Annotated in this window: 25 protein-coding genes; 17 read left to right on the forward strand and 8 right to left on the reverse strand. The window is 61.2% G+C overall.

Annotation, left to right across the window (positions count from 1 at the left end; all coding sequences use genetic code 11):
* Positions 1-69: 69 nt before the first annotated feature.
* A complete protein-coding gene (locus AC3A5O_RS20470; protein ID WP_122565611.1) occupies positions 70-1353 on the reverse strand; it encodes an arsenic transporter in 1284 nt (427 codons plus the stop codon).
* On the opposite strand from AC3A5O_RS20470, the gene AC3A5O_RS20475 reads away from it, so the two are divergent.
* The gene (locus AC3A5O_RS20475; protein ID WP_305467240.1) at positions 1352-1660 is read left to right on the forward strand and encodes a hypothetical protein; all 309 of its coding nucleotides are present in this window, start codon (positions 1352-1354) and stop codon (positions 1658-1660) included. The genes AC3A5O_RS20470 and AC3A5O_RS20475 overlap by 2 nt on opposite strands.
* Positions 1661-1703: 43 nt before the next feature.
* Here the strand turns inward: AC3A5O_RS20475 and AC3A5O_RS20480 are convergent, their stop codons facing one another.
* The gene (locus AC3A5O_RS20480) at positions 1704-2261 is read right to left on the reverse strand and encodes an NADPH-dependent FMN reductase (RefSeq protein WP_305467241.1); all 558 of its coding nucleotides are present in this window, start codon (positions 2259-2261) and stop codon (positions 1704-1706) included.
* 185 nt (positions 2262-2446) lie between these two features.
* Between AC3A5O_RS20480 and AC3A5O_RS20485 the strand changes: the two genes are divergently transcribed.
* Positions 2447-2710 carry a hypothetical protein gene (locus tag AC3A5O_RS20485; RefSeq protein WP_122565614.1) on the forward strand — a complete coding sequence of 88 codons (264 nt, stop codon included), beginning with the start codon at positions 2447-2449 and terminating at the stop codon, positions 2708-2710.
* 86 nt (positions 2711-2796) lie between these two features.
* On the forward strand, positions 2797-3690 hold the full coding sequence (locus AC3A5O_RS20490) for a LysR family transcriptional regulator (protein WP_122565615.1): 894 nt from the start codon (positions 2797-2799) through the stop codon (positions 3688-3690).
* On the opposite strand, the gene AC3A5O_RS20495 is transcribed toward AC3A5O_RS20490, so the two are convergent.
* The 4 genes from AC3A5O_RS20495 to AC3A5O_RS20510 all read right to left on the reverse strand — a co-directional run bounded on the left by AC3A5O_RS20495 (position 3656) and on the right by AC3A5O_RS20510 (position 6839).
* Positions 3656-4270 (reverse strand): GNAT family N-acetyltransferase, encoded by a 615-nt coding sequence (locus AC3A5O_RS20495; RefSeq protein WP_122565616.1) that lies wholly within the window; start codon positions 4268-4270, stop codon positions 3656-3658. The genes AC3A5O_RS20490 and AC3A5O_RS20495 overlap by 35 nt on opposite strands.
* Before the next feature lie 260 nt (positions 4271-4530).
* Positions 4531-5295, reverse strand: coding sequence for a DNA polymerase III subunit epsilon (gene dnaQ, locus AC3A5O_RS20500; RefSeq protein ID WP_122565617.1), 765 nt, complete (start codon positions 5293-5295; stop codon positions 4531-4533).
* 243 nt (positions 5296-5538) lie between these two features.
* Positions 5539-5991, reverse strand: coding sequence for a ribonuclease HI (gene rnhA / locus AC3A5O_RS20505; protein ID WP_122565618.1), 453 nt, complete (start codon positions 5989-5991; stop codon positions 5539-5541).
* An 89-nt stretch (positions 5992-6080) separates the two neighbouring features.
* Positions 6081-6839, reverse strand: coding sequence for a class I SAM-dependent methyltransferase (locus tag AC3A5O_RS20510; protein ID WP_053119806.1), 759 nt, complete (start codon positions 6837-6839; stop codon positions 6081-6083).
* A gap of 65 nt (positions 6840-6904) precedes the next feature.
* Between AC3A5O_RS20510 and gloB the strand changes: the two genes are divergently transcribed.
* From gloB to fabI, 8 genes are all read left to right on the forward strand, one after another.
* Complete coding sequence (gene gloB / locus AC3A5O_RS20515) at positions 6905-7672, forward strand: hydroxyacylglutathione hydrolase (RefSeq protein ID WP_487753649.1); 768 nt, start codon at positions 6905-6907, stop codon at positions 7670-7672.
* Positions 7673-7771: 99 nt separating this feature from the next.
* The gene (locus AC3A5O_RS20520) at positions 7772-9220 is read left to right on the forward strand and encodes a transglycosylase SLT domain-containing protein (protein ID WP_305467244.1); all 1449 of its coding nucleotides are present in this window, start codon (positions 7772-7774) and stop codon (positions 9218-9220) included.
* Positions 9221-9511: 291 nt separating this feature from the next.
* Positions 9512-11344: an extracellular solute-binding protein gene (locus tag AC3A5O_RS20525; protein ID WP_487753650.1), complete on the forward strand. Its 1833-nt coding sequence runs from the start codon at positions 9512-9514 to the stop codon at positions 11342-11344.
* Positions 11341-13194 carry an extracellular solute-binding protein gene (locus AC3A5O_RS20530; RefSeq protein ID WP_487753651.1) on the forward strand — a complete coding sequence of 618 codons (1854 nt, stop codon included), beginning with the start codon at positions 11341-11343 and terminating at the stop codon, positions 13192-13194. Before AC3A5O_RS20525 ends, AC3A5O_RS20530 begins: the two co-directional genes overlap by 4 nt.
* A gap of 4 nt (positions 13195-13198) precedes the next feature.
* Positions 13199-14272 (forward strand): microcin C ABC transporter permease YejB, encoded by a 1074-nt coding sequence (locus AC3A5O_RS20535; protein WP_122565623.1) that lies wholly within the window; start codon positions 13199-13201, stop codon positions 14270-14272.
* 1 nt (position 14273) lies between these two features.
* On the forward strand, positions 14274-15293 hold the full coding sequence (locus AC3A5O_RS20540; protein ID WP_109756031.1) for an ABC transporter permease: 1020 nt from the start codon (positions 14274-14276) through the stop codon (positions 15291-15293).
* Between the two features lies 1 nt (position 15294).
* Complete coding sequence (locus AC3A5O_RS20545; protein WP_122565625.1) at positions 15295-16905, forward strand: ABC transporter ATP-binding protein; 1611 nt, start codon at positions 15295-15297, stop codon at positions 16903-16905.
* 20 nt (positions 16906-16925) lie between these two features.
* The gene (gene fabI, locus AC3A5O_RS20550; RefSeq protein ID WP_003202751.1) at positions 16926-17720 is read left to right on the forward strand and encodes an enoyl-ACP reductase FabI; all 795 of its coding nucleotides are present in this window, start codon (positions 16926-16928) and stop codon (positions 17718-17720) included.
* A 253-nt stretch (positions 17721-17973) separates the two neighbouring features.
* Here fabI and AC3A5O_RS20555 read toward each other — a convergent pair whose 3' ends face one another.
* Positions 17974-18936 (reverse strand): GGDEF domain-containing protein, encoded by a 963-nt coding sequence (locus tag AC3A5O_RS20555; RefSeq protein WP_122565626.1) that lies wholly within the window; start codon positions 18934-18936, stop codon positions 17974-17976.
* 137 nt (positions 18937-19073) lie between these two features.
* On the opposite strand from AC3A5O_RS20555, the gene AC3A5O_RS20560 reads away from it, so the two are divergent.
* Positions 19074-19898: a helix-turn-helix transcriptional regulator gene (locus tag AC3A5O_RS20560; protein WP_305467247.1), complete on the forward strand. Its 825-nt coding sequence runs from the start codon at positions 19074-19076 to the stop codon at positions 19896-19898.
* 205 nt (positions 19899-20103) lie between these two features.
* On the opposite strand, the gene AC3A5O_RS20565 is transcribed toward AC3A5O_RS20560, so the two are convergent.
* Positions 20104-20691 (reverse strand): LysE family translocator, encoded by a 588-nt coding sequence (locus AC3A5O_RS20565; protein WP_487753652.1) that lies wholly within the window; start codon positions 20689-20691, stop codon positions 20104-20106.
* 166 nt (positions 20692-20857) lie between these two features.
* Here AC3A5O_RS20565 and AC3A5O_RS20570 point away from each other — a divergent pair, with 166 nt between their 5' ends.
* From AC3A5O_RS20570 to AC3A5O_RS20590, 5 genes are all read left to right on the forward strand, one after another.
* A complete protein-coding gene (locus tag AC3A5O_RS20570) occupies positions 20858-22312 on the forward strand; it encodes a TrkH family potassium uptake protein (protein ID WP_122565629.1) in 1455 nt (484 codons plus the stop codon).
* Between the two features lie 174 nt (positions 22313-22486).
* Positions 22487-23569 (forward strand): bifunctional transcriptional activator/DNA repair enzyme AdaA, encoded by a 1083-nt coding sequence (locus tag AC3A5O_RS20575; RefSeq protein WP_305481705.1) that lies wholly within the window; start codon positions 22487-22489, stop codon positions 23567-23569.
* A 24-nt stretch (positions 23570-23593) separates the two neighbouring features.
* A complete protein-coding gene (locus tag AC3A5O_RS20580; protein WP_122565862.1) occupies positions 23594-24211 on the forward strand; it encodes a DNA-3-methyladenine glycosylase family protein in 618 nt (205 codons plus the stop codon).
* Positions 24212-24411: 200 nt separating this feature from the next.
* On the forward strand, positions 24412-24900 hold the full coding sequence (locus AC3A5O_RS20585) for a GFA family protein (RefSeq protein WP_122565631.1): 489 nt from the start codon (positions 24412-24414) through the stop codon (positions 24898-24900).
* A 102-nt stretch (positions 24901-25002) separates the two neighbouring features.
* Positions 25003-25791 carry a MipA/OmpV family protein gene (locus tag AC3A5O_RS20590; protein WP_305490534.1) on the forward strand — a complete coding sequence of 263 codons (789 nt, stop codon included), beginning with the start codon at positions 25003-25005 and terminating at the stop codon, positions 25789-25791.
* The last annotated feature ends 16 nt before the right edge of the window (positions 25792-25807 follow it).

The following is a 25807-nucleotide window of genomic DNA, read 5'->3' on the forward strand; positions in this document are numbered from 1 at the left end:
GCTTGCAGCATTGATGATCTGCACATAACCCTGTGGGAGCGAGCTTGCTCGCGATGAAGCCAACTCGGTCTAGAAGGACAACCGCAAAGCCAGCGCCGCCAACGTCACCAGCAACACTGGCACCGTCAGCACGATCCCGACCTTGAAGTAATACCCCCAGCCGATCTGGATGTTCTTGCGCGCCAGCACATGCAACCACAGCAAGGTCGCCAGGCTGCCAATCGGGGTGATTTTCGGGCCCAGGTCGCTGCCGATGACGTTGGCATAGATCATCGCCTCCTTCACCACTCCGGTAGCCTGGCTGGCGTCGATGGACAAGGCGCCGATCAGCACCGTTGGCAAATTGTTCATGACCGACGAGAGCAGCGCCGTCAGCACACCGGTGCCCATGGCCGCACCCCACACGCCATATTCGGCGAAACCGTCGAGCCACTGGGCCAGGTAACCGGTCAGCCCGGCGTTGCGCAAGCCATAGACCACCAAGTACATACCGAGGGAGAAAATCACGATCTGCCAGGGCGCTTCCTTCATCGCCTTGCGGGTGGAAATCTTGTGACCATAGGCCGCAACAGCCAACAGCAACGCAGCACACACCGCCGAAATCGCACTGATGGGAATCCCCAGCGGCTCCAGGGCAAAGCAGCCCAGCAGCAGGATCACCAGCACCACCCAACCGGCATAAAACGTTGCCTTGTCGTGGATCGCCGTCGCCGGGTCATCCAGTTGATCGGGGTCATAGTCCCGCGGGATGTCGCGACGAAAGAACCACAGCAAGATCGCCAGGCTGGCCGCCACGCTGACCAGGTTCACCGGCACCATGACCGCCGCATAGCGGTTGAAACCAATGCCGAAGAAGTCCGCCGAGACGATGTTCACCAGGTTCGACACCACCAGCGGCAAGCTCGCGGTGTCGGCAATGAAGCCGGCCCCCATCACGAACGCAAGGGTCGCCGCCGGGGAAAACCGCAACGCCAGCAGCATCGAAATCACGATGGGGGTCAGGATCAACGCCGCCCCGTCATTGGCAAACAACGCCGACACCAGCGCCCCCAGCAGCACCATGAACGCAAACAGCTTGCGTCCGCTGCCCTTGCCCCAACGGGCCACATGCAGGGCCGCCCAGGCGAAGAACCCCGCCTCGTCCAACAGCAGGCTGATGATGATCAGCGCGACAAATGTACCGGTGGCGTTCCAGATGATCTGCCAGACCAGCGCAATGTCACCGACCTGCACCACCCCGCTCAACAAAGCCAGCAGCGCGCCCAGCGTCGCACTCCAGCCAACGCCCAACCCCTTGGGCTGCCAGATCACCAACGTAATGGTCAGCAGGAAAATCAACGACGCGATCAACATGCGCAACAGCCTTGAAAAGATTGAAAAGAGGAAATCAGCAGCAACGTGTGAGCGGAAAATCAGCCATGGCGTTCAACCTGAAGGCATCGACGCGATTGCGGATTCGCACATGACGAAGGACGGCTGGTGGAGCGAAGGGGCGAATATAGGGAAGTTTCGAATATCCAGTAAAGCGCGGATTGAATGGCCGATGCAGATGCATGTGTGGCGAGGGGATTTATCCCCGCTGGGCTGCGAAGCAGCCCCAAACCCAACACCTGGAGTGTCAGACAATTTGAATGGGGGCGCTTCGCCCCAGCGGGGATAAATCCCCTCGCCACAAATGCTTAGTTTGAAGTTCCAGAGGGCCTTCAGGCCTTCTTGTGCTGCTCAACCCACTTGCCATAGGCGTCGATGAATTTCTGCAGGAACGGCCGTACCGACTCCGACAGGTTGCCCGCCTCGTCAAACGCCGTCGCGGCGCCGCTCAGGTAGGCTTCTGGCTGCTGCATGCAGGGAACGTCAAGGAACACTAGCGATTGGCGTAGATGATGATTGGCACCGAACCCACCAATGGCGCCCGGCGAAGCACTGATCACCGCACCCGGTTTGCCGCTCAGGCAACTCTGGCCGTAGGGACGCGAGCCCACATCAATGGCATTTTTCAACGGTGCCGGCACCGAACGGTTGTACTCCGGCGTGACGAACAACAAGGCGTCGGCCGCGCCCACCTGCTGACGGAAAGTGCTGTAGGCTGCCGGAGGGGAAACATCGATGTCTTCGTTGTAGAGCGGCAACTCGCCGATCTCGATGATATCCAGCTTGAGGTTGGCGGGCGCCAGGTCCTCCAGTGCCAGCGCGACCTTGCGGTTGATCGATGCCTTGCGCAGGCTGCCCACCAAAACGGCCACTTTGTAGACATTACTCATGAGAGGCTTCTCGACTGTCGGCTCAAAGGAGCCTGTAGTTATAGATGATCGGGGTGACAATTGGACCAGCGGAGCGACAAAAATCGGCCGGCTGGACTATTTTTTTCATGTAGGAAAACTTACCGCGCTTGACCAAGGTCTACAGAACCGCAAATCGAGTGATTTATTTCCAGAGGTTCTAAGCAATGGCAGCAGTACTTGTCGGACAATTTCATGCGCGGGACGCCGAAGGTCGCGTCTATTCGGTGCATGAGTTCCAGGAATCGACCCCGTCGCCCGACGGAAACGGCAAGGAGCCTGTCACTACCTATAAATTGGCTATCGGTGATCGAGTCAGCAAACTCGACGACGACAAATTTATTCTGGTGCAATCTCAAATCGAATTGACGCGCGAACCGGAAACGCCACTGCCAACTCAGACGCCCACTGAAACGCAAATAGCTTCATAACCGTTGGTTATGAGCAGAAGTCATGCCCGGACTTGGGTTAGGATTCAGCCACTCAATGGCTCACCCGCCGAACATGGACTTCTTGCATGCGTTTACGCCACATCGAAGTGATTCAGGCGCTGCTGCAGACCGGCCACCTCGGCACGGCGGCCGAATGGCTGCAACTGCCGGTGGCGGAGGTCGAGGCGATCCTGCGCGATGCCGAGGCCCAGTTGGGCTTCATGCTGTTTGCCAGCGTGCGCGGGCGCTTGCAGGCCACCCGGGAAACCCTTGAATTGCGCGACGGCATCACGCGGGTGTACGACACCCTTGAACCGGTACAGCGCCTGGCCAGCAGCCTGAAACATCATCAGGCAACGCCCTTGCGCATTATCTGCACTCCACCGCTGGCCCAGCAGTTGCTACCCCAGAGCATCGCCGCCTTGCGTCGGCGCCATCCGGATGTGCCGTGCACCCTGCTCAGTCGACCGACCCGGGACATCGTCCACAGCCTACTGTTGCGCGAAAGCGACCTGGGCCTGAGCCTGCACGACCCCGAACACCCCGACATCCATTGCCAGATGATCGCCCAAGGCAAACTGCAATTGCTCGCGCCCCACGGCTGGCTGCAACCCCGGCAAAAATACATTTCGCTTCAGGACCTGGCGGGCCAGCCGTTGGTGGGTCTGGATGGCCATGACCCGCTGAGCCCTGCGTTCGAGCATAAACTGGCGGCGCTGCGTCCCGCACCCATGATCCAGATCCGCGTTCAGACCCACCAGATGATGCGCGCCATGGTCGAGGCCGGCGAAGGCCTTGCCATTGTCGACCCTTTCACCGCCTCGGGCGCCAAGGGCGGGGGCCTGGACGTCTGCCCGGTATCGCCCGCCATCGCGATTGGCCTCTATGCCTTGAGCCTCAACGGCGCGCCCTCCTCGCCCGCCCTTCAATCGCTGCTGGAACGGGTTACGGAACAAGCCGAGGCGTTGCTGAGCCACTGATCGACATACCGAGCGGGTCGTCGAACAGCCGGTACCAGAACAGCGCGACTTCGGCGGTATGCCGGTCAATGCCGCGATAGCGCAGGTGATCGATACCGCCGAGCACGTAACCACAACGCTCGTAGAGCCGGCAGGCGCCCAGATTGTTGTTCTGGGTCTCAAGCATGATGCCCGGCAGCTTTTTCTTGCGGCTCCAGAACTGGGCGACATCGAGCAACGCCTTGGCCACCCCGTGGCGACGGGCCGGGGCGTGCACCGCCAACTCGTCGATGTGGGCATAGCCGTTCCAGTTGGTACTGACCACCAGATGCCCTACGGGCTGGTCATCGAGATAGGCCATGAAGATCTCGCTGTCCGGAGCATCGCGAAAGCTGCTGAACTCCTCGGGGTCGATGCCATAGCACTTGCGATAGGGAACAATGGGCGTCACCGGCCACTGGCTGACGGGACGGCCGATCTGCGCCGTCGCGTAGTCGCTGACTTCAAAACTGAAATCACTGCCCCAGATATAGGCGGCAAAGCCATCATCGACGATGCGCACCGACAGTCCGGGGTACTTGGGATTCATGACCGGTTGCATACTGGGGAAGGTCCTCATTCCTTGAAGCAACCAACGGCGTGGTGCCATCCATTGCCCTTGTCTTTCAAATCTTCACACATCAAGCGGGATCCGTAGCCTGCCCGTTACCTCAGGTTAGAAGGTCGTGGCGATTGTGGCGAGAAATGAACGATGGATAACTCTGTGGGAGCGAGCTTGCTCGCGATGGCGGCGGCACATTTGATCATGATGCAAGCTGAACCACCGCTATCGCGAGCAAGCTCGCTCCCACAAGGAAGGGTTCATCCGTGCGAAGCGGCCTGCGACTCGGCCAGTTGTGTCCACAATGCCGGAGCACCCGCGGACTTGGCGATGGCTTCCAGACGCGCGGCATGTTCGGCCAGGTCGCTTTCGCTGGCGCGGATGATCCGCGAGGGCTGGCGGTCGACGGGCAAACGGCGGATTTCCGTGGCCTGGTTGCCGGAGCCTTCGCCGGTACCGTTGCCGTCCGAGGCGTTGCCGGCCAGGGACAGGCTGGTCTGGCCGCCGGTCATGGTCAGGTAGACGTCGGCCAGGATCTCGGAGTCGAGCAAGGCGCCGTGCAGTTCACGGCCGGAGTTGTCGACGCCGTAGCGCTTGCACAAGGCGTCGAGGCTATTGCGCTGCCCCGGATGCCGTTCCCGGGCCATCATCAGGGTGTCGAGGATGGTGCAATGCTGGGTGATGTCGGCCCGGTCGTGTTGCCCCATCAACGCGAATTCGTTGTTGATGAACCCCACGTCGAACGCCGCGTTGTGGATGATCAACTGCGCGCCTTGGATGAATTCGAAGAACTCATCGGCCACTTCGGCAAAACGCGGCTTGCCCACCAGGAATTCGTTGGTAATGCCGTGGACGCCGATAGCGCCCTCGTCACTTTCGCGGTCCGGTTGCAGGTAAACGTGGAAATGGCGACCGGTCAGGCGCCGGCCGATCAGCTCGACACAACCGATTTCAATAATCCGGTGACCATCGGTCACCGGCATGCCGGTGGTTTCGGTATCCAGTACTACAGATCTGTTGGCCATCAGTGTTCAGCTCTCAACGGGCAGTCTTGCAAAAGCGCGGATCTTAACACGCTCTTGTGGCAAGGGGATTTACCTGGGAGCCAGGCGCGTGGAAGCAAGTGATGAGCGAGAGCAAACACTGTGGGAGCAAAGCTTGCTCGCGATGAAGATCATGCGGTCTTTCAGGAAAACCGGGGCGCCTGTGTCGCGAGCAAGCTTTGCTCCCACATAAGCGCCTCGCCACAGGAGGTACATCCGGCTGAATCAAGCCTGCTTGTAGCCCCGCACCTCATCCACCCCACGATTGGCCAACTGGTCGGCCCGTTCGTTGCCATGGTGGCCGATGTGGCCGCGCACCCATTTCCAGGTGACGTTGTGGCGATTGACCTGCTCATCCAGCAGCATCCACAGGTCGGCGTTTTTCACCGGTTCCTTCGCCGCCGTCTTCCAGCCGCGCTTCTTCCAGTTGGCCATCCACTCGTTGATGCCTTTCATCACGTACTGCGAGTCGGTCACCAGCAGCACATCGCAAGACCGCTTGAGCTCTTCCAGGCCACGGATGGCCCCCATCAGCTCCATGCGATTGTTGGTGGTATTGGCTTCGCCGCCCCAGAGTTCCTTCTCCACGCCCTTGCACACCAGCAACGCGCCCCAGCCACCCGGGCCGGGGTTGCCCTTGCAGGCGCCATCAGTGAAGAGTTCTACGCTATCGCTCATGCCAATCTATCCAGAAAAAATGCAAAGGCCCGCCCATCGGGCCCGACAACATCCACAGCCCAATGCCGACAAGAACCCTCAGAAAAAGGTTACGGCTCGATGTGACGGCGATTGACCTTGGCCATCGGCAAGGGAATCAGCTTGCCCATCGGCTCGCGTCGCGCCTGTCGCACTGGGCGCAGCCCGACCGCGATCTTGCGCGCCACCAGCAGGTAGAAACCACCGCCGGACAGCTGCCAGTCGCCGGCCTTGCGCTCCCAGCCGGCCAGGCGAGCCTGCCACTTGGGTGACGCAAGCGGCGGACGATAGCACCCGAAGCGGCGTTTCTCCAGCGCGAAGCCCAGCAGGTTGAGCCAGTCGCCAACCCTCGATGCCGAGATGCAGCGGGCCTGTCGCAGGGCGTCGTGGGCAAACACATGCCGTAATCCCCAGGTGCTCCAGGGGTTGATCCCGATGATCAACAGATGCCCGCCGGGGCGCACGCTGCTGGCGGCTTCGCGCAACAAACCGTGGGGCGACAGGCAGAAATCCAGGCCGTGCTGCATGACCACCACGTCGGCGGCATGCTCGCTCAGCGGCCAGGCCTGCTCCTCGCAGACGATTTCCACCCCAGGCAACGGCGCGCCCAGGCGTACGTTGCGCTGGACCTGCGGCGCCGACGGCGGCGTTTGCGCCGAAGGCCCGTAGTGCACCAGGTAACCGCCAAAGAACCGGCCCAACTCGTCTTCGAGCATGCGCCGTTCTTCTTCCAGCAAAAATTGCCCGACAGGGCCGGACAGCCATTCACGGGCGGCGCTGATCAACGCCAGCCAGTCAGGATCAGCCTGAGCGAACGCTTCATCGGTCATTGCATTCTCCAACGCGTCAGGAAGTTCTAAGATGCGCCTTTGTTTTCCGCTTGGCGAATTCCGCGATGATACAGATCAGTGCCCTGCCCGCGTTCACCGATAACTACATCTGGTTGTTACAGGATCACTCCACCCAGCGCTGCGCCGTGGTCGACCCGGGTGATGCCGCCCCCGTGCAGGCCTGGCTCGACGCCCATCCGGACTGGGTCCTGAGCGACATCCTGATCACCCACCATCACCATGATCATGTCGGCGGCGTCCAGGCGCTGAAGAATGCGACGAACGCCACCGTTTACGGCCCCGCCAGCGAAAACATCCCGGCGCGGGACCAGGCCCTGAATGACAACGACCAAATCAGCGTGCTCGGCTGGGACTTCGACGTCTACGCGGTTCCGGGCCATACGCTGGGGCACATTGCCTACTACCACCATGGCTTGCTCTTCTGCGGCGACACCCTGTTCGCCGCCGGTTGCGGCCGGCTCTTCGAAGGCACGCCTGCGCAGATGCACCATTCCCTGGGTCGCCTCGCCGCGTTGCCTGAAGATACCCTGGTCTACTGCACCCATGAATATACCCTCAGCAACCTGAAGTTCGCGGTCGCCGTGGAGCCAGGCAATCCGGACATTGCCGCCCGCCTGGAAAAAGTCAGCAGCCAACGCAGCGAAGGCATCATGACACTGCCCTCGACCCTGGCCCTGGAAAAACTCACCAATCCATTCCTGCGCACCGCTGAAACATCCGTTAAACAAAAAGCAGACGAACGGAACGGCCAGCGTAACCAGACGCCGAGTGAGGTTTTTGCGGCCTTGAGGGCTTGGAAAGATACGTTCTAAGGCAGCTATCGATTGATACAAAAATTCTGAAAGGTTGACCTGTTGGGGTGCGCTTCCTAGAATCGGCCGACATTTTTGCCCGGAACTTACTTCCAGCCAATGTCGTCATCTATATGCAGGTCCGTCCAGTCAGACACATTGACCCGCTTGGCTCAAGCCATCGCGGTGGCTGTGTCCGCCACCTTGGCGGGCTGCCAGAGCACGAGCCAGCTGCCGCAGACCGACGCGGTGCACACCCCGAATATCGCCGCTCGCGCCAAACAGAAGCCGGTATGGCTCACCGAGAAACCCAGCCCCCAAGTGCCCCAGGACGTCTGGGAACGCATGCGCCAGGGCTTCCAGCTTCAGGAAACGGCCGGCGTCAACCCGCGTATCGAGCAACAGCGCCTGTGGTTCGCCAGCAACCCGTCCTTCCTGGAAAACGCCGGTGAGCGCGGCAGCCTGTACATCCATTACATCGTCGAACGTCTTGAAGAACGCAACATGCCGCTGGAACTGGCGCTGCTGCCGGTGATCGAGAGTGCCTACAACCCCATGGCCTATTCCCGGGCCAACGCGGTGGGGCTGTGGCAATTCATCCCGTCCACGGGGCGTTACTTCAATCTGCGCCAGACCCGCTTCTATGACGGGCGACGCGATATCACCGCCTCCACGACGGCCGCCATGGACTACCTGACGCGCCTGCATGACATGTTCAACGGCGACTGGTTGCTGGCACTGGCGGCCTACAACGCCGGTGAAGGCACGGTTAGCCGCGCCATCGAGCGCAACGAGAAGCTGGGCCTGCCCACCGACTACTGGAACCTGCCGCTGCCCAGCGAGACCCAGGCCTATGTGCCGAAGCTGCTGGCGCTGTCCCAAGTGGTGCTCGCGCCCGACGCCTATGGCGTGAACCTCAACCCGATCGCCAACGAACCCTACTTCCAGGTCGTCGAGATCAACCAGCGCATGGACCTGTCCAAGGTCGCGGCGGTGGCCAACATCGACGAAGACGAGCTGTTCCAGCTCAACCCGGCTTTCAAGCAGCGCACCACCATCGACGGCCCCCAGCACCTGCTGGTGCCGACGTCCAAGGCTCAGTTGCTGACCGCCAGCCTGTCGACCATGCGCCCGGAAGAGCTAATCAGCCAGCGCGCGCTCAAACCGGTCTTTGAAAACGTCGACGACAGCGAAGTGGAAGGTGCCAGGCGCACCTACCGCGTCAAGCGCGGCGACAACCTGGCCCAGATCGCCAAGGCCAACAAGGTCCAGACCAAGGACCTGCAGCGCTGGAACAAACTCAGCGGCCACAAGCTCAAGGTCGGCCAGACCCTGGTGATGCAGGACACCAAGCCCACAAAGAGCACCGGCAAGCGCATCAGCACCGTGGTGGCCGCCAACAGCAAGAACCAGAAGAAGCAGACCCAGTACAAGGTCAAACAGGGCGATTCGTTGTATGTCGTCGCCAAGCGCTTCAACGTGGAAATGCAGCACCTCAAGCGCTGGAACCCGCGGATGGGCAAGGCACTCAAGCCTGGGCAGATGCTGACGGTCTACTCCCCGCACTAAGGTGACCGGGGAGCTTTGTGTGGTGAGGGGTTCATCTGTGGGAGCAAGGCTTGCCCGCGATGGCCACACTGCGGCTTAACAGTTGAACCGCGATATCGTTCATCGCGGGCAAGCCTTGCTCCCACAGGTCAAGCTCCCACAAAGAGGATAAATCCCCTCACCAAAGGTTCTGCGCTCGGCCGGTATCCGCTTAGCCGACTGTCCCCCTCTAAACCCCGCCTTTTTCCTGCCGATACAAGCTGTTACTGTACAGGCCATAAAAGCCCAAGCCGCCTGGATCGAATCTCAGACTTGATACGTCCCCTCCTCCTGCTCCTGATCAGCCTGGCCTTGAGCGCTCCCGCCAGCGCAACCATCAGCGAAAGCCATGGCTATGCGCAGTTCGGCACGCTCAAGTATCCGGCCAGGTTCACCCACTTCGATTGGGTCAACCCGCAAGCGCCCAAGGGCGGAGTCTTGCGGGTCATGGCATTCGGCACCTTCGATACGCTCAATCCCTACACTTTCAAGGGCAGCAGCCCGGTTTCCACGCCGAACTTCCTTCAGTACGGCATCAATGAGCTGAACGAACCGCTGATGGTCGGCACTGGCCAGTACGCACCGTCCGGTGATGAACCGACGTCGAGCTATGGCCTGATCGCCCAATCAGTGGAATACAGCGAAGACCGCAGCTGGGTGGTGTTCAACCTGCGCCCCGAGGCGCGGTTCCACGATGGCGTGCCCATCACTGCCTATGACGTGGCGTTCTCCTACCGGACGCTGCTCAAGGACGGCCACCCGCAATACCGCACCAACCTGCAGGAAGTGTTGCGAGTCGACATCCTCAACCCGCTGAAAATCCGCTTTGTCTTCAAGCGCGCGGGCAATCCCTTGCTGATCCTGCGCCTGGGTGAGCTGCCGGTGTTGCCCCAGCATTACTGGAAAGGCCGCGATTTCAAGGCAACGACCTTCGAACCGCCCCTGGGCAGCGGGCCATATCGCATCACCAAAGTGCAGCCAGGCCGCCAACTGGTGTTCGAACGGGTCAAGGACTACTGGGGCAAGGACCTGCCGGTCAATCGCGGCAAGTACAACTACGACCGCATGGACGTGGAATTCTACCGTGACAGCGAAGTCGCCTTCGAAGCCTTCAAGGCCGGCGAGTTCGACATCTACATCGAACACCAGGCCAAGAACTGGGCCAACGGCTATCAATTCCCGGCGGTCAACCGGGGCGATGTGATCAAGGCGCAGATACCCCACCAAATTCCGACCCAGACCCAAGGCCTGTTCATGAACACCCGGCGCGCCACGTTCGCCGAGGTCAAGGTGCGCGAAGCCCTGGGGCTGATGTTCGATTTCGAGTGGACCAACCGCACCCTGTTCAGCGGCGCCTACAAGCGCACCCTCAGCTATTACCCCAACAGCGAATTCTCCGCCACCGGCCTGCCGGTGGGCCATGAATGGCTGCTGCTCAAGCCGTACCGGGATCAATTGCCGCCCAAACTGCTCACCGAACCCTTCAGCTTGCCCAAGACCGACGGGCGCGGCATTCCCCGGGAAACCCTGCGCAAGGCATTGGGGCTCTTGAAGGAAGCCGGCTGGAACCTAAACGGCCAACGCCTGCTAAATGCCGAGCACCAGCCCCTGAGCTTCGAAATCCTGCTGGTGAACCCGAACCTGGAGCGTATCCTGCAACCCTACGTCGAAAACCTCGCCAGCATCGGCGTCCAAGCCCGGCTGCGCACGGTGGACCGCGCCCAATACAAGCAGCGCCTGGACCAGTTCGACTTCGACATGATCCTGCTGACCCTGGGCCAGACCCTCAGCCCGGGCCTCGAGCAATGGCAGTACTTCCACTCCAGCCAAGTTGGGATCAAGGGCAGCAAGAACTACGCCGGGATCGCCAACCCGGTGGTCGACCATTTGCTGGAAAAACTGCTCGCCGCCCAGACCCGCGACGAACAGGTCGCCGCCGGCAGGGCCCTGGATCGCGTACTACTGTGGCAGCATTACTGCATTCCCAACTGGTATCTCAATTATCATCGCCTGGCGTACCGCAACCGGTTCGCCTTCGTCACCACGCCGCCCTACACCCTGGGTCTGAGCGCCTGGTGGCTGAAATCTTCGGAGAAAGATCAATGAAGCCTCTACGCGCCCTGCTCCTGCAGGCCAGCTGCCTGCTATTCGCCGGACTGGCCTGCGCCGCGCCGCAACATGCCGTGACCTTGTACAACGAGCCGCCGAAATACCCGGCCAACTTCAAGCATTTCGACTATGTCAACCCGGACGCGCCCAAGGGCGGTATCTTCCGCCAGGGCGGCTTTGGGGGGTTCGACAGCCTCAACCCGTTCATCAGCAAAGGTGTGCCGGCCGATGACATCGGCCTGATCTACGACACCCTGGCCAAGCAGGGCCTGGATGAACCTTTCACCGAATATGGCCTGATCGCCGAAAAAATCGAGAAAGCTCCGGACAATGGCTGGGTGCGTTTCTACCTGCGCCCCGAAGCCCGTTTCAACGACGGCCATCCGGTACGCGCCGAAGACGTGGTCTTCAGCTTCCAGACCCTGACCAAGGACGGCGCACCGATGTTCCGCGGCTATTACAACGACGTTGCCGACGTCATCGCCGAAGACCCGCTCAAGGTGCTGTTCAAGTTCAAGCACACCAATAACCGCGAACTGCCGTTGATCCTCGGCCAATTGCCGGTCTTGCCAAAGCACTGGTGGTCCGAGCGCGACTTCAATAAGGGTAATCTGGAGATCCCCCTGGGCAGCGGCCCCTACAAAGTCGCCGAAGTGAAGGCCGGTCGCTCGATCCGCTATGAGCGGGTGAAGGACTACTGGGGCAAGGATTTGCCGGTCAATCGCGGTTTCTACAACTTCGACGTGCTGGTCACCGACTACTACCGCGACAACACCGTCGCGGTCGAGGCATTGAAAGCCGGGCAGTTCGATTACTGGCTGGAAATGACCGCCAAGAACTGGGCCAACGCCTACAACATCCCGGCCGTGACCGAAGGCCGGCTGATCAAGGAGCAGATCCCCAACGGCAACCCCACCGGCATGCAGGGCTTTGTCTACAACCTGCGCCGGCCGGTCTTCCAGGATGTTCGGGTGCGCAAGGCCTTGAGCCTGCTGCTGGATTTCGAGTGGACCAACAAACAACTGTTCAACGGTGCCTATGCCCGCACCCGCAGCTATTTCGAGAATTCGGAAATGGCCGCCACCGGCCTGCCCGGCGAAGACGAACTGAAGATTCTCGAGCCCTTGCGCGGCAAGATTCCCGAGCAGGTCTTCAGCGAAGCCTTCCAACCTTCGGTGTGCGACGGCAGCGGCATGATTCGCGACCAGCAGCGCAAGGCCTATCAACTGCTGCAAGAAGCCGGCTGGCGCATCGTCGACGACAAGATGGTCGACGCCCAAGGTAAACCGGTGGTGCTGGAGTTTTTGCTGGCCCAGACCGAGTTTGAGCGGATATTGCTACCCTTCAAACGCAACCTGAGCGACCTGGGCATCGACCTGGTGATCCGCCGGGTGGACGTGTCCCAGTACATCAATCGCGTACGCTCCCGGGACTTCGACCTGGTGGTGGGCAGCTTCCCGCAATCCAGCTCGCCGGGTAACGAACAGCGCGAATTCTGGATGTCCGCCGCCGCCGACAAGCCCGGCAGCCGCAACACCATGGGCCTGAAGGACCCGGCCGTGGACCAACTGGTGGAGCAACTGATCAACGCCGACTCGCGCAAGAGCCTGGTGGCCCATGCCCGGGCATTGGATCGGGTCCTGCAATGGGGCTACTACGTGATTCCCAACTGGCACATCAAGACCTGGCGCGTGGCCTACTGGAACCACATCGGCCATCCGAAAATCACGCCCACCTATGACATCGGCACCACCACCTGGTGGGTCAAGCCCGAGGTCAAGCCGGCCGATGAAGTAGAGAAGCAGGTCATCGAGCAGCAAATCGCCGCCCCTGCGAGCGTGGAGTAACGAAATGCTGGCTTACATTTTTCGGCGACTGCTGCTGATCATCCCGACCCTGTTCGGCATTCTGTTGATCAACTTCGTCATCATCCAGGCCGCGCCCGGCGGGCCGGTGGAACAGATGATCGCCAAGCTCGAGGGCTTCGAGGGCGCCACCAGCCGCATCGCAGGCGGCGGGGCCGAAGTGTCGGTGGCCGGTTCCTCCTACCGTGGGGCCCAGGGCCTGGACCCGGCGCTGGTCAAGGAAATCGAGCACATGTACGGCTTCGACAAGTCGGCCCCCGAACGCCTGTGGATCATGATCAAGAACTACGCCCACCTGGACTTCGGCGACAGTTTCTTCCGCGATGCCAAGGTCATCGACCTGATCAAGGAAAAAATGCCGGTGTCCATCTCCCTCGGGCTGTGGAGCACCCTGATCATGTACCTGGTGTCGATCCCGCTGGGGATCGCCAAGGCCACGCGCCACGGCAGCCATTTCGATGTGTGGACCAGTTCGGCAATCATCGTCGGCTACGCGATCCCGTCGTTCCTGTTCGCCATCCTGCTGATCGTGGTGTTTGCCGGCGGCAGTTATTTCGACTGGTTCCCGTTGCGCGGGTTGACCTCCAACAACTTCGACGAATTGAGCATGGGCGGCAAGATCCTCGATTACTTCTGGCACCTGGCCTTGCCCGTGACCGCCCTGGTGATCGGTAACTTCGCCACCATGACCCTGCTGACCAAGAACAGCTTCCTCGACGAAATCAACAAGCAATACGTGGTCACCGCCAAGGCCAAGGGCCTGACCCGCCATCGGGTGCTCTACGGCCATGTCTTCCGCAACGCCATGCTGCTGGTGATCGCCGGTTTCCCGTCGGCGTTCATCGGGATCTTCTTCACCGGCTCCCTGCTGGTGGAAGTGATCTTCTCCCTCGACGGCCTCGGCCTGATGAGTTTCGAAGCAGCCATCAACCGCGATTACCCGGTGGTGTTTGGCACCCTGTTCATCTTCACCTTGCTGGGGCTGGTGGTGAAACTGATCGGCGATTTGACCTACACCTTTGTCGATCCGCGCATCGACTTCGAAAGCCGGGAGCATTGAGATGAACCTCTCCCCACTCAATCGCCGTCGTTTCGAACTGTTCAAGGCCAACAAGCGTGGCTGGTGGTCGCTGTGGCTGTTCCTGATCCTGTTCGGGCTGAGCCTGGGCGCCGAGTTGATCGCCAACGACAAGCCGCTGGTGGTGCATTACGACGACGGCTGGTACTTCCCGGCCCTCAAGCGCTACCCGGAAACCACGTTCGGCGGCGAATTTCCCCTGGAAGCCAACTACAAGAGCCCGTACATCCGTGAACTGCTGGCGGCCAAGGACGCCTGGGTGCTATGGGCACCGATTCCGTTCAGCTACCAGAGCATCAACTACGACCTGAAGGTCCCCGCCCCGGCACCGCCCTCTTCCGTCAATTGGCTGGGCACCGACGACCAGGGCCGCGATGTCCTGGCCCGGGTCATCTACGGCTTTCGCATCTCGGTGCTGTTCGCCCTGACGCTGACGCTGCTCAGCTCGATCATCGGCGTGATCGCCGGTGCGCTGCAGGGTTTCTATGGCGGCTGGGTGGACCTGGCCGGCCAACGCTTCCTGGAGATCTGGTCGGGGCTGCCGGTGCTGTACCTGCTGATCATCCTGGCCAGCTTCGTGCAGCCCAACTTCTGGTGGCTGCTGGGCATCATGCTGCTGTTTTCCTGGATGAGCCTGGTGGACGTGGTCCGCGCCGAGTTCCTGCGCGGGCGCAATCTGGAATACGTGCGCGCCGCGCGGGCGCTGGGCATGCAGAACGGCGCGATCATGTTCCGCCACATCCTGCCCAACGCCATGGTCTCGACCATGACGTTCATGCCGTTCATCCTCACCGGCGCCATCGGCACCCTCACCGCCCTGGATTTCCTCGGCTTTGGCCTGCCGCCGGGCGCCCCGTCCCTGGGCGAGCTGGTGGCCCAAGGCAAATCCAACCTCCAGGCGCCGTGGCTGGGCATCAGCGCGTTCGCCGTGCTGGCCCTGATGCTGAGCCTGCTGGTGTTCATCGGCGAGTCCGCTCGCGATGCCTTCGATCCGAGGAAGTGATATGAACCAGGACAATCTGATCGAAGTGCGCGACTTGGCGGTGGAATTCGTTGTCGGCGAACGCCGCCAGCGCGTGGTCGAGGGCGTCAGCTTCGACATCAAGCGCGGCGAAACCCTGGCCCTGGTGGGTGAAAGCGGCTCGGGCAAATCGGTCACCGCCCACTCGATCCTGCGCCTGCTGCCCTACCCACTGGCCCATCACCCCACCGGGACCATCCAATACGCCGGCCAGGATTTGCTGGGATTGAAGGAAAAAACCATCCGTCATATCCGCGGCAACCGGATCGCGATGATCTTCCAGGAGCCGATGACCTCCCTCAACCCGCTGCACTGCATTGAAAAACAGATCAATGAGGTGCTCGGCATCCATAAGGGTTTGAGTGGCAAGGTCGCGACCCGTCGGACGCTTGAGTTGCTGGAGCTGGTCGGCATCCCCGAGCCCCACAAGCGTCTCAAGGCCCTGCCCCACGAGCTGTCCGGCGGCCAGCGCCAGCGGGTGATGATCGCCATGGCCCTGGCCAACGAGCCGGAACTGCTGATCGCCGATGAGCCGACCACCGCCCTGGACGTCACCGTCCAGCTGAAAATCCTTCAATTGCTCAAGGAATTGCAGGCGCGACTGGGCATGTCGCTGTTGCTGATCAGCCACGATTTGAACCTGGTGCGAAGAATTGCGCATCGCGTATGTGTCATGCAGCGCGGTTGCATCGTCGAACAGGCATCGTGCGAAGAGTTGTTCCGCGCGCCGCAGCATCCGTACACTCGGGAACTGCTGGGCGCCGAACCCAGCGGCACCCCGGCGACCAACGTCGTCGGCCCGCCGCTGTTGCAGGTCGAGGACCTGAAAGTCTGGTTCCCGATCAAGAAAGGCCTGTTCAAACGCACGGTAGACTACATCAAGGCCGTGGACGGCATCCGCTTCAGCCTGCCCCAAGGCCAGACCCTGGGCATCGTCGGCGAAAGCGGTTCCGGCAAATCCACCCTGGGGCTGGCAATCCTGCGGTTGATCGGCAGTCAGGGCGGGATCCGCTTCGAAGGCAAACAGCTGGACAGCCTGACGCAGCAACAGGTCCGACCGCTGCGCCGGGAGATGCAAGTGGTGTTTCAGGACCCGTTCGGCAGCCTGAGCCCACGGATGTGTGTGAGCCAGATCGTTGGCGAAGGCCTGCGGATTCACAAGATCGGCACCGCGGCCGAGCAGGAACAAGCGATAATCGCGGCATTGAAGGAGGTAGGCCTGGACCCGGAGACCCGGAACCGCTACCCCCATGAATTTTCCGGTGGGCAGCGGCAGCGTATCGCCATTGCCCGGGCCCTGGTGCTCAAGCCGGCGTTGATTCTGCTGGATGAACCAACGTCGGCCCTGGACCGTACCGTGCAACGCCAAGTGGTGGAGCTGTTGCGGTCGTTGCAAACCAAGTACAACCTGACGTACCTGTTCATCAGCCATGATCTGGCTGTCGTCAAAGCGCTGAGCCACCAACTGATGGTGGTCAAGCATGGCCAAGTGGTCGAACAAGGTGATGCCCGCAGCATATTCGCCGCGCCGCAGCACCCCTATACACAGCAGTTGCTGGAGGCCGCCTTCCTGGCCCCAACAACTGCCGAATAACCTGAAAAGAGGAGCAACACATGGGTTTTCTCGCCGGTAAGCGCGTACTGATCGTCGGTGTCGCCAGCAAGCTGTCCATCGCATCCGGCATCGCCGCCGCCATGCATCGCGAGGGCGCTGAGCTTGCCTTCACTTATCAGAACGACAAACTCAAGGGTCGTGTCGAAGAGTTCGCACAAGGCTGGGGCTCGAGCCCTGAGCTGTGCTTCCCATGCGACGTGGCCAGCGATGAAGAAATCGCCAAGGTCTTCGAAGAGCTGAGCAAGAAGTGGGACGGCCTGGACTGCATCGTGCACTCCGTGGGCTTCGCCCCGGGCGACCAACTGGACGGCGACTTCACCGAAGCCACCACCCGTGAAGGTTTCCGCATTGCCCACGACATCAGCGCCTACAGCTTCGTGGCCCTGGCCAAGGCCGGTCGCGAAATGATGAAAGGCCGCAACGGCAGCCTGCTGACCCTGTCGTACCTGGGCGCCGAGCGCACCATGCCGAACTACAACGTCATGGGCATGGCCAAGGCGTCCCTGGAAGCCGGCGTACGTTACCTGGCCGGTTCCCTGGGCCCGGACGGCACCCGCGTCAACTGCGTATCGGCAGGCCCGATCCGCACCCTCGCCGCTTCCGGCATCAAGAACTTCCGCAAGATGCTGGCCGCCAACGAGGCGCAAACCCCACTGCGTCGCAACGTCACCATCGAAGAAGTCGGCAACGCCGGTGCCTTCCTGTGCTCGGACCTGGCGTCGGGTATCAGCGGTGAAATCATGTACGTGGACGGCGGCTTCAACACCACCGCCATGGGCAACATCGAAGAGTAATCTTCACGTTGCAGCAAAAACGCCGCTTGCCCTGGAAAGGCCAAGCGGCGTTTTTTATGCCCACTACACCGCTCCGCGACCCAGCGGGAGCAAGCTCCCTCGCCACGGGCTTGTCGGCGGCCTTAAGCGAACCGCATTCCCTGTGGGAGCGAGCTTGCTCGCGATGGCGGTGGATCTGCTGGCACTGATGTTGAATGTGCCGCCGCCTTCGCGAGCAAGCTCGCTCCCACATTGGATCGGCGGTTGGCCTGTGCTAGCTGCGAAGCGCCTGTTTGTGCGCATACATCGCCGCATCGGCGTCCGCCAGCAGGTTGTCGATTGACCGATGGCGCTGGGCGTCGTACTCGATCTGGCCGACGCTGAACCGAATGTCGTAGCCACGCTGCAACATCGCATTGCGCTCATCGAGGATTTCCTTGAGGCGCGCCATGATCGTCGTTGTCTCGACATGGGAAGAACCGGTGAGCAGCGCCACGAACTCGTCTCCGCCCAGGCGACCGACCACATCACTTTCGCGAAAGGCGATACGCAGCACGTCGGCGAAGGTTTTCAGTGCGCTGTCGCCCTCGGCATGCCCATATCGATCGTTGATCGGCTTGAAGTCGTTGAGGTCGAAGAACAGTAGCGTCGCCGGTCGCGACAAGCGATCACACACATTCAACGCATGCTGGGCCAACGTCCTGAAGCCGCGCCGATTGGACAACAGCGTCAGCTCGTCCATGCTCGCCATCTGCACCGCGACCATTTCCTGCTCGGCCATGCGCGCCAAGTCGCGCAGCAGTTCGCGCTCTTCGTCATTGAGCTGGCGCGGCTTGGTGTCGAGCAGGCACAGCGTGCCGAGTTTGCTGCCATCTTCCAGCCCCAGCGGATGCCCGGCGTAGAAACGAATGCCGGGCTTGTCCGTGACCAGCGGGTTGTCGTGGAAGCGCTCGTCCTGTTCCGCGTCGCATATCTCCAGGATCTGATCCTGCAAAATCGCATGCCCACAAAAGGAAACTTCCCGCGGGGTTTCACTGGCATCCAGGCCGGCGCTGGACTTGAACCACTGCCGGTTGGCGTCCACCAGGGACACCAGGGCGATGGGCACGTCAAACAGACGCCGGGCAAGGCGGGTCAGGCGGTCGAACCGCTCTTCGGGTGCGGTATCGAGCAGCTTGAGCGAGTGCAGATTCTTGAGGCGAACGGCTTCGTTGTCCGGTTTACCTGGCGCAAGCATCGGGAACTCCATGGGCGGGACTTCATGAAGTCTAGTCCAGGACCACCGCCCTTGGAGCCGAACGGCTAAATCCAATGGGCATTTGCCGGCCAAGGCTAATACACTGCCACTCAGGTTCAAGACGAGGACGCCGACCGATGAAGCATGCCAACCCTGACGCCGCCCCACGTTTCTGGCGCGACACGGCCCTGCCCTTCATCGAAGCCCGGGCCATCGACGATGGACGCAAAGTCTGCTATTCGCGTCATTCCCATGATCACTTCTCCATCGGCGCGATCACCGCCGGGCGCAGTACCTACATCCACGAGCGCTCGAGTTTCCAGGTGGAAAGCGGCACGGTGGTGCTGATGAACCCCGGTGACGTCCACGCCTGCAACCCGATCGACGATCAGCCGTGGTCCTACGTGATGTTGTACGTCGACACCCTGTGGCTCAGGGACTTGCAGCGCCGTATCGGTTTTGACGAAAGCCTGGATTTCCAGGGTTTCGCCACCACTCATAGCCGCGACGTGGAGCTATTTGCCGCCCTGGGAAGGTTGTATGGCCAATTAGTAGACGAGCACCTCGACACGGCCCACAAGCACACCGCCGCCGAGGCGTTTTTCATTGACCTGCAACAACGGCTCAACCCTGCCGGGCGTCCGGACCGGGGCAGTCATCCGGGGCTGATGCGTGCGGCACAATTTATCCATGACCATTGCAGCGAAGCCTTGAAGCTCGAAGACATCTGCACCGCCGCGCAGCTGTCGCCGTCCTACCTGAGCCGAGCTTTCAAGCGCCACTACGGGATGACGCCCCACGCCTTCCTGGTCAACCGCCGGATCCAGTTTGCCCGCCACCAATTGCGCGAGGGCAAGCTGATCGCCGACGTGGCGCTGGACAGCGGGTTCGCCGACCAGGCGCACTTCCAGCGGGCGTTCAAGCAACACCTGGCGGCTACGCCCGGCCAATATCGCGGCTGATACCGCATGAATCGGGGGCTCGGGGCCCTCTGTGGCGAGGGAGCTTGCTCCCGCTGGGCTACGCAGTAGCCCTCGATTCTGGGCGACTGCTGCGCAGTCGAGCGGGAGCAAGCGCCCTCGCCACAACAGCATTCCCGCCTCTAAAGCGCGGACTGCCGCCACAACAGTGCTTCTTCTCAGATGCAAGGTTGCCGCCCACTTCAGCTCAAGGCCACAACAGATACACCGCACTGGCCACCAACAACACCGCCATCGCCCGGTTGAACAGGCGCAAGGTCGCCGGATTGCCCAGCCATGTGCGCAGGAAACTGCCGGCATAGGCCCAGCAGCCCACCGAGACGTAGCAAATCACCAGGTAGATCGCCGCAAACTGCCACACCAGCCGCGCCTCGCCGTCGGCCACGAATGCCCCCATCCCCGCCACGCAGGCCAACCAGGCCTTGGGGTTGAGCCATTGCATCAGCGCGCCATGGAACATCGAGGGCGCCCGCCCCTCGTCTTCGCCGCCCAAGTGCCCGTTATCCATCGCCAGTTTCCAGGCCATGAACAACAGGAACGCCACGCCGCCCAGTTGCACCACTCGGGTCATCCCCGGCCAGCGCTGCAACACTTCATGCAAGCCCAGCCCCATCAGCACCAGCAACAACACAAACCCCAGGGTCGCGCCGGCCACATGGCGCAATGTGGCCCGAAACCCGTACCGCGCCCCGGAACTGAGGGCGACGATATTGACCGGCCCCGGTGTAATGGAGGCCACCAAGGCAAAGGCCGCCATGGAAAATATCAAGCTCATCACAGACCTTCTTCATTCAAGGAAAGAGGCCCCAAGGTAAAGGGGCCTCCTCTGCGGGTATTGAAGAAAACTGCCTTGTCTATTGCTCAATTTTTTTACGCAAATTTTACGCAATGCCCCATTGCCCCTATCGATACTGTGCAGCTCATTGAATCAGGCGTTATTCATGTCCATTGCGGTTCTGCGTCTCATCGGTTTCATACTCGGCATTTTCCTGATTACCCTGGCGATCAGCATGGCGATTCCGCTGTTCACCCTGATGCTTTACGAGCGCAACGATGACTTGTCGGCGTTTCTTTGGTCGAGCTTGATTACCTTCGTCTGCGGTATCGCACTGGTCGCCCGTGGACGACCGGACCACGTCCAGATGCGCCCCCGGGAGATGTACCTGCTGACCACCGCCAGTTGGGTGTTCGTGTGCGCCTTCGCCGCCCTGCCGATGGTGTTCATCCAGCACATCAGCTATACCGATGCGTTTTTCGAGACCATGTCGGGCATCACGACCACGGGCTCGACCATCCTGACCGGGCTGGATACCACGTCTCCCGGCCTGCTGATCTGGCGCTCAATGTTGCATTGGCTCGGCGGCATCGGCTTTATCGGCATGGCCGTGGCAATCCTGCCGTTGCTTCGGGTCGGCGGCATGCGCCTGTTCCAGACTGAATCATCGGACTGGTCGGAGAAAGTCACGCCGCGCTCTCACGTCGCGGCCAACTACATCCTGTGGATTTACGTCACATTGACCGCCTTCGCAACCTTGGCGCTGTGGCTGGCCGGCATGACCCCCTTCGAGGCGATCAATCATGCGATGTCGCTGATTTCCACCGGCGGCTTCTCAACCTCCGATGCGTCCCTGGCGCACTGGCCTCAACCGGCCATTCATTGGGTATCCGTCGTTGTCATGATGGCGGGATCACTGCCCTTTACGCTGTATGTAGCGACATTGAGGGGAAACAGGCGCGCATTGTTCAAGGATCAGCAAGTTCGGGGTTTCGTCGGATTTCTGGTGATTACCTGGCTCGTGGTCGGCACCTGGTTGAGCCTGAACAGCGACCACGGGTGGTGGGACGCGGTTCGCATCGTGGCCGTCAACGTCACCTCTATCGTCACCACCACTGGCGTGGCGCTGGGTGATTACACATTGTGGGGCAGCTTCGCACTGTTGCTGTTCTTCTACTTGACGTTCGTGGGTGGCTGTTCGGGATCTACGGCCGGTGGGTTGAAAATCTTTCGCTTTCAAGTCGCCGGGGCACTGCTGATGGGCAGTTTGAAACAACTGATCCACCCCCGGGCGGTGATCCGGAAAAAATACAACAACCACCCCATCGATGAAGAAATCGTCCGCTCGCTGCTGACATTTTCGTTCTTCTTCACCATCACGATTGGCGCCATCGCCCTGGGTCTGGCGCTGATCGGTCTGGACTGGACAACCGCCCTGACCGGCGCTGCCACCGCCGTGTGCAACGTGGGGCCGGGGCTCGGCACCATCATCGGCCCGGCCGGCAACTTCTCGACCTTGCCGGACGCAGCCAAATGGCTGCTGACCATTGGCATGCTGCTGGGTCGACTGGAAATCCTGACCGTGCTCGTGTTGTTCACGCCGGTGTTCTGGAGGTATTGATCCGTGCGTATCACGGTTCTTGGCGACATGATGTCTGCGAAAGACAAAAACAGCGGGTGAACCTTTAAGACTCAAGATTCAATTTTTGTTCGTGAGCATCCGACCGAGTGCGCGGAAAATTCACTGTCGATTTTTCGGTGGAGTCGTCCCGGACACGGTTCTATGCTCTGCCCCATGAACCGACAAGACTCGCTGCTCCCGCCCCACACCGAGATGGTCCGCGCCATGCTCGAACGAGACACCGCCTACGAGGGGGTGTTCTTCACTGCGGTCAAGACCACCGGCATTTTCTGTCGCCCCAGTTGTACCGCGCGCAAGCCGAAGCCGGAGAATGTGGAGTTCTTCGCCCACGCCGACGAAGCCATGTCGGCCGGCTACCGCGCCTGCCTGCGCTGCAAGCCGCTGGATGCCGCGGCCATTGCGCCGGACTGGATCCAGGCGCTGCTCAAAGCCGTGGACGCCGAACCCGACCTGCGCTGGACTGACGCCCTGCTGCTGGAGCAAGGCATCGAACCGCTGAAATTGCGCCGCTGGTTCAAGCAACATTTCGGCATGACCTTTCACGCCTACCTGCGCACCCGTCGCCTGGGCATCGCCTTGGGCGGCATCAAGGACGGCATTTCCATCGACAATGCCGCGTTCGATTCCGGTTATGAGTCGTTGAGCGGTTTTCGAGATGCCTTTGTGAAGTCCTTCCACATCACGCCGGGCCGCGCCGCCTTCAGCGAGCCCTTGCTGTTCACCCGCCTGACCACGCCATTGGGGCCGATGCTGGCCATGGCCGAACGACGGGGCCTGGTGCTACTGGAATTCCTCGACCGCCCGGCCCTGACCAAGGAGCTGGAAGAACTGCAGCAACGCTACGGCTACACAGTTGCACCGGGGCATAACGCTCACCTGCAACAGATCGAAACCGAACTGGCCGACTATTTCGCCGGCAAACTCACCACGTTCGAGGTCCCGCTGCACATGCCCGGCAGCGCCTTTGCCGTGCGGGTCTGGGCCGAGTTGCAAAAGATTCCCTACGGCGAAACTCGCAGCTACAGCGGCGTCGCCATAGCCCTTGGCAGCCCCGGTGCCAGCCGCGCCGTGGGCCTGGCCAACGGGCAGAATCGCCTGGCCATCGTCATTCCCTGCCACCGGGCGATCGGTGCGGATGGCTCGTTGACCGGTTATGGTGGCGGCCAGCCGCGCAAGGCGTTTCTGTTGCGGCTGGAAAAAGCCGCGGTGCAGGTGTCACTGCCCCTGGCGTTTTGAATGCCTCCGGAGAACGAACACCTGATGCCTGTGCCCTACCACGACGCCAGTGCCTTCCTGGCCAATCTCGACGAAGACTGGCGACGGCATGTCGAGACGATCGGCCCTTGCCTGCTGCAACCCAAGCCGGCCCGCGATCCCTATGAGGCCCTGGTCCGGGCGATCGCCTACCAGCAACTGCACGCCAAGGCAGGCGATGCGATCCTCGGTCGACTGTTGGCGCTGTTCCCGGCATTGACCTTCCCCAGGCCTGAACAGCTCCTGGCGACGGACTTTGCGCAAATGCGCAGGTGTGGGTTCTCCGCCAACAAAATCGCAACCATCCAGGGCATCGCCCAAGCGGCCCTGGACGGGGTGGTGCCGGATTACGCCACGGCACTGGCCATGGAGGATGAAGCGTTGATCGAGCGTTTGATCAGCTTGCGCGGCGTCGGGCGTTGGACCGTGGAGATGCTGCTGATCTACAGCCTGGAGCGACCGGACATCCTGCCGGCCGATGACTTTGGAGTGCGCGAGGGGTATCGCCGGCTCAAGGGATTGGCGCAACAACCCAGCCGCAAGCAGATGGTCGAGATCGGTCTGGCCTGGAGCCCTTATCGGACGGTGGCGGCGTGGTATTTGTGGCGGGTGCCCGCTCGCTAGACCGTGTCATCGTTCATCGCGAGCAAGCTCGCTCCCACAGTTGATCCTCAGTGTCCACAAATTGTATCTACACAGAATATCCCCTGTGGGAGCAAGCTTGCTCGCGATGGCGTCCGCACGTCAGTCATGAGTTCAGCTGTCCAGAACATCGGGCCATCCGGGCTGTCCAGAGTCATGACAGTCCCCAATCGGAGGTTCCCATGCAGCTCGAAGGATCCTGCCACTGCGGCGCCGTGTCGTTCAGCCTGGCCTGTGCCCACCCCTACCCTTATCAACGCTGCTACTGCTCGATCTGTCGCAAGACCCAGGGCGGCGGCGGTTTTGCGATCAACCTGGGGGGCGATGCCCGAAGCCTGAAGGTGCACGGTCGCAAGCACATCTCGATCTACCATGCGCGGCTCAAGGACGAAGGCGATAAACGCGCCCACCGCAGCAGTGCCGAACGGCATTTCTGTTCCCTGTGCGGTTCGGGGCTATGGCTATTCAGCCCTGAATGGCCGGAGCTGATTCACCCCTTTGCCTCGGCCATCGACACGCCACTGCCCGTACCGCCGGAGCACACTCACCTGATGCTTGGTTCCAAGGCGCCGTGGGTGGAGGTCGAGACGCATCCGGGGGACCAGCAGTTCGATGTTTACCCCGAAGAGTCGATTGCCCAGTGGCATGAACGCCTGGATCTGAGCCGTTAGGCCGCTTCACAGTCTTTGACAATTTCCCGACAAAGCTGCCAAAGATTGCCCGCCGGTCACCACCTAGCATGGGCGCATCCAACTTCGTATCCGGGTGCTCCCATGGTCCGTTCATTGTGTCTGTCGTTGTCTTCATGCGGCCTGCTTCTGCTCTGCGATTCATTGCAGGCCGAAGACTGGCGCTACAGCTTGCGGGCCGGCGCCGCCAGCGTGCCACGCTACAGTGGCAGCGACGAACGGGTCGTGGCGCCCGCGTTGGGCCTGGAGGTCGTCAGCCCCTATGGCATCTTTCTCGACACCGACAAGGGTCTGGGCTGGGCGTTTGACGAAGAAGACTTCGGCTTGAGCGTGTACATCGGCGCCAGCGATGTGCGCAAGGATCGCAAAAGTGGCTTCAAGGGCTCGGATGAGCTCAACGGCATGGGCTCGATCAAGGCCAGACCGGTGCTGGGCCTGGATGGAACCTATCAAATGGGCCCGATCACCCTTGAGGCCACCTTCGAGCATGCGCTGGAGGAAGACGACGACAACCGTGACACCGGCTCGGCCTGGAACCGCCTGAAACTGAGCATCAGCACGCCGCTGTACGAGGGCAACCATGGCACGCTCATCGGCAGCCTCAACAGTCAGTTCGGCGACGGCGACTACGTCCGGACCTGGTACGGCGTCAGCACTGCCCAGGCTTCGCGCAGTCAATTGCGAGCCCATGACACTCATGGCGGGCTGGTGAGTCGCGGAGCGGATTTGACCTGGTCACTGCCGTTCAATGACCAATGGAGTGTCACAACGGTATTGGCCGTGCAGTACCTGGCTGGCGACGCCGCCAGCAGCCCGATTGTGGCGCGGCGGATGCAAGCGTCACTGGCTGGGCAGGTGGTGTATACCTTCTGAAAGAAGCCCGCCCGGA

This window comes from Pseudomonas sp. Soil_N_39 (genome assembly GCF_057655955.1).

Excerpts from the sequence above, each read along its gene's own strand:
- AC3A5O_RS20475 (WP_305467240.1), top strand. The coding sequence starts at position 1,352 with ATGCGCAACAGCCTTGAAAAGATTGAAAAGAGGAAATCAGCAGCAACG.
- AC3A5O_RS20470 (WP_122565611.1), bottom strand. The coding sequence starts at position 1,353 with ATGTTGATCGCGTCGTTGATTTTCCTGCTGACCATTACGTTGGTGATC.
- AC3A5O_RS20480 (WP_305467241.1), bottom strand. The coding sequence starts at position 2,261 with ATGAGTAATGTCTACAAAGTGGCCGTTTTGGTGGGCAGCCTGCGCAAG.
- AC3A5O_RS20485 (WP_122565614.1), top strand. The coding sequence starts at position 2,447 with ATGGCAGCAGTACTTGTCGGACAATTTCATGCGCGGGACGCCGAAGGT.
- AC3A5O_RS20490 (WP_122565615.1), top strand. The coding sequence starts at position 2,797 with ATGCGTTTACGCCACATCGAAGTGATTCAGGCGCTGCTGCAGACCGGC.
- AC3A5O_RS20495 (WP_122565616.1), bottom strand. The coding sequence starts at position 4,270 with ATGCAACCGGTCATGAATCCCAAGTACCCCGGACTGTCGGTGCGCATC.
- dnaQ (WP_122565617.1), bottom strand. The coding sequence starts at position 5,295 with ATGGCCAACAGATCTGTAGTACTGGATACCGAAACCACCGGCATGCCG.
- rnhA (WP_122565618.1), bottom strand. The coding sequence starts at position 5,991 with ATGAGCGATAGCGTAGAACTCTTCACTGATGGCGCCTGCAAGGGCAAC.
- AC3A5O_RS20510 (WP_053119806.1), bottom strand. The coding sequence starts at position 6,839 with ATGACCGATGAAGCGTTCGCTCAGGCTGATCCTGACTGGCTGGCGTTG.
- gloB (WP_487753649.1), top strand. The coding sequence starts at position 6,905 with ATGATACAGATCAGTGCCCTGCCCGCGTTCACCGATAACTACATCTGG.
- AC3A5O_RS20520 (WP_305467244.1), top strand. The coding sequence starts at position 7,772 with ATGTCGTCATCTATATGCAGGTCCGTCCAGTCAGACACATTGACCCGC.
- AC3A5O_RS20530 (WP_487753651.1), top strand. The coding sequence starts at position 11,341 with ATGAAGCCTCTACGCGCCCTGCTCCTGCAGGCCAGCTGCCTGCTATTC.
- AC3A5O_RS20535 (WP_122565623.1), top strand. The coding sequence starts at position 13,199 with ATGCTGGCTTACATTTTTCGGCGACTGCTGCTGATCATCCCGACCCTG.
- AC3A5O_RS20540 (WP_109756031.1), top strand. The coding sequence starts at position 14,274 with ATGAACCTCTCCCCACTCAATCGCCGTCGTTTCGAACTGTTCAAGGCC.
- AC3A5O_RS20545 (WP_122565625.1), top strand. The coding sequence starts at position 15,295 with ATGAACCAGGACAATCTGATCGAAGTGCGCGACTTGGCGGTGGAATTC.
- fabI (WP_003202751.1), top strand. The coding sequence starts at position 16,926 with ATGGGTTTTCTCGCCGGTAAGCGCGTACTGATCGTCGGTGTCGCCAGC.
- AC3A5O_RS20555 (WP_122565626.1), bottom strand. The coding sequence starts at position 18,936 with ATGCTTGCGCCAGGTAAACCGGACAACGAAGCCGTTCGCCTCAAGAAT.
- AC3A5O_RS20560 (WP_305467247.1), top strand. The coding sequence starts at position 19,074 with ATGAAGCATGCCAACCCTGACGCCGCCCCACGTTTCTGGCGCGACACG.
- AC3A5O_RS20565 (WP_487753652.1), bottom strand. The coding sequence starts at position 20,691 with ATGAGCTTGATATTTTCCATGGCGGCCTTTGCCTTGGTGGCCTCCATT.
- AC3A5O_RS20570 (WP_122565629.1), top strand. The coding sequence starts at position 20,858 with ATGTCCATTGCGGTTCTGCGTCTCATCGGTTTCATACTCGGCATTTTC.
- AC3A5O_RS20575 (WP_305481705.1), top strand. The coding sequence starts at position 22,487 with ATGAACCGACAAGACTCGCTGCTCCCGCCCCACACCGAGATGGTCCGC.
- AC3A5O_RS20580 (WP_122565862.1), top strand. The coding sequence starts at position 23,594 with ATGCCTGTGCCCTACCACGACGCCAGTGCCTTCCTGGCCAATCTCGAC.
- AC3A5O_RS20585 (WP_122565631.1), top strand. The coding sequence starts at position 24,412 with ATGCAGCTCGAAGGATCCTGCCACTGCGGCGCCGTGTCGTTCAGCCTG.
- AC3A5O_RS20590 (WP_305490534.1), top strand. The coding sequence starts at position 25,003 with ATGGTCCGTTCATTGTGTCTGTCGTTGTCTTCATGCGGCCTGCTTCTG.